We start from the raw sequence: 2,540 nt of genomic DNA, 5'->3' as shown, positions 1-2,540 counted from the left end.
TTGAACAAAATCGCTGCGCGATGGCCTGCCAAGGCTGTGGCGCAGTTTTATTTTTATTAAAAAGCAGTGGAATTACTTTCCATAATCCGTTATTGTTAAGTTACCACACGAAACAACTGAACTAAGAAAGCTCCACTGCCTATGATAAGAATAACATTTTTCAGTCTCTTCCGCAATCGGAATTATGACGCTAATGCACCTCCGAATAGGTAGATGTAATTATTAACACTACTTATTCTGGAGGTTTTATTATGTATAAAGATATTTTTGAATCCATCCGCAATGAAGCGGAAAAACGTAACCTGCGTGAAAGAACTATTCAACTGTATTGCTCTGATGTCAGTTACTTCCTTCGTTGGATTGGAAAAAATGTTTCTGATCTTACACTTGAAGATGCGGAAAGTTTTCTTACTGCCAAACGTCTGGAAGGAAGGTCTCCTGAAACTCACAATCACTATCGGTCTGCAATAAAGTTCTTATATAAAAAGGTGCTGAAGACTGTCTGGGATGATGACACTGTTCCAGCTATGAAAAGAGAGCGCAATCTTCCTGCTGTTCTGTCCCGCGATGAAATAAATGCAATCATTGACGCCACTCCGAATCTGAAACATAAAGCGATTATTGCAACTATGTATTCTTCTGGATTACGTGTATCGGAGGTCGTTCATCTCCATTATGATGACATTTCCCGTACCAACATGACAATTCATGTTCGTGAAACCAAAGGCAGAATTGACAGGTATACAATTCTGTCTCAAAAGAATTTAGACCTTCTCACAGAGTATTGGTACAAATGTGGTCGCCCCAAAGATATCCTTTTCCCAAGTTCCTGGTCCGGTGGATATCTTGATATAGCCAGTGTTAACCAGTTCTTTAAGAAAAGTGCTAAACTCGCCGGCATTAACCGTCATGTTTCCTCTCATGCGTGCCGTCATAGTTTTGCCAGCCACTTATTCGAAAGTGGCACAGATATAAAATATATCCAGTCACTTCTGGGACATGTTGATCCTCGCTCTACAGATGTTTACCTTCATGTGAGCAACAAGACACTTCTTGGGATCCGCAGCCCGTTCGACAACTCGGAAGGTGGTGAATCATGAGTAAGGATTGTACGATTCAGGATGTTTTTCATCGTTTTTATCCATCTTTTGAATCCACACATAGTATTTCTCCCGCTCAGCGAAAGGCCGCTTATCACATCATGAATTGCAAAACCGGTGCCTTTGGTGTGAATGTAAGTGTATGCGAGGACTGCGGCTGCGTGTCAGTCCACTATAACTCCTGCCGTGACAGATGCTGTCCTATGTGTCAGGAGTTTCCAAAAGAAAAATGGGTAGATGCACGGCGTGAGGATATCTTAGATGCTCCTTATTTCCATGTAGTTTTTACAGTTCCAGAAGAACTTAATCCCATTATCTACAGCAACCAGAAATTCTTATACACTGCTCTTTATCATGCGGCTTCAGATACTCTCAGTGAACTTGCTGCTGATAGTAAATATCTTGGGACTGATATCGGCTATATTTGTATCCTCCATACATGGGGAAGCACCATGAATTTTCATCCTCATATCCATGCGATTGTTCTTGGTGGAGGGCTGGATGTGAAAAATCATTGGAAAGACAACGGGAAAGAGTTTTTTCTTCCGATTAAGGTGATCTCCAAAATATTTCGTGGAAAATATATAGCTGAACTTAAGCAGCTCTGGGAAAATGACAGGCTTGAATTTCATGGATCGGCTGCACCTTACAAAAACTACTATACTTTCAAGGAATTGTTAAATACCTGCTATACAAAGGAATGGATTCCTTATTGCAAGAAACCATTTGACAGTGCCGAATCTGTCATCAGATACCTTGGAAAATACACCCACCGGATTGCTATCAGCAACTACCGTATCAAAGACATGACAGAATCTACAGTTACTTTTTCCGCTAAAGATTACAAAAACCAAGGGCTTTGGAAAGAGATCACCATATCCGGCGAGGAATTTATCCGTCGATTTTTAATGCATGTTCCTCCAAAACGTTTTGTACGTATCAGGCACTATGGTCTTCTTTCATCCAGAAATAAGAAGAAAAAGATTACCCTATGTAGAAACATCCTTGGTTGCAAAAAATATATTTCCAAGCTGAAAGATATGGATGCACCTGCCATTATCCGTCTTCTTTATAATAAAGATATATGCAAGTGTTCTTCCTGTGGTGGTAAGATTATTCCTCTGTCTACAGAACAACATTTTATAAAACCAAAACCACATATGCTCTGTTAACGTATCATAACTGTATATTTTTTTAGCTTCTTTAGGGAGGCTTATTTCTGGTGTCATAATACAGGACTGAATTATAAATTCTATGTGTTTCTATGTGTACACGCTATCCTATTATAAATAGAGTGTCATAATTAAAAGTCCATATAGAGTTGACGCACTTTGTTCAACCAGAAAAAATCGAAATTGATGCAAACGAAAGGGCAGTTAATGAAAAGTCTCCATACTGCTTTTTCGTTTGCACCACCTTCGATTCTTTCCTTAACGATTT

Annotated in this window: 2 protein-coding genes; both read left to right on the top strand. The window is 39.4% G+C overall.

All coding sequences use genetic code 11. From position 1 onward, the window contains the following. Window positions 1-251: 251 nt before the first annotated feature. Entirely contained in the window at window positions 252-1,100 is an 849-nt protein-coding gene (locus tag AB5Z12_RS20625; RefSeq protein ID WP_015514770.1) for a site-specific integrase, read from the top strand. Next, a complete protein-coding gene (locus AB5Z12_RS20620) occupies window positions 1,097-2,272 on the top strand; it encodes an IS91 family transposase (protein WP_015514769.1) in 1,176 nt (391 codons plus the stop codon). The genes AB5Z12_RS20625 and AB5Z12_RS20620 overlap by 4 nt, the downstream gene beginning before the upstream one ends. Window positions 2,273-2,540: the final 268 nt, after the last annotated feature.

This window comes from Ruminococcus sp. RTP21358st1_G6_RTP21358_211008, assembly GCF_040908885.1.
Taxonomy (GTDB): Bacteria; Bacillota; Clostridia; order Lachnospirales; family Lachnospiraceae; genus Blautia_A; species Blautia_A faecis.
The sequence above is the reverse complement of the archived record's forward strand: the minus strand, read 5'-3'. Positions and strand labels throughout refer to the sequence as shown.

Coding starts and splice junctions, on each gene's coding strand:
- AB5Z12_RS20620 (WP_015514769.1), top strand. CDS start 1,097: ATGAGTAAGGATTGTACGATTCAGGATGTTTTTCATCGTTTTTATCCA.
- AB5Z12_RS20625 (WP_015514770.1), top strand. CDS start 252: ATGTATAAAGATATTTTTGAATCCATCCGCAATGAAGCGGAAAAACGT.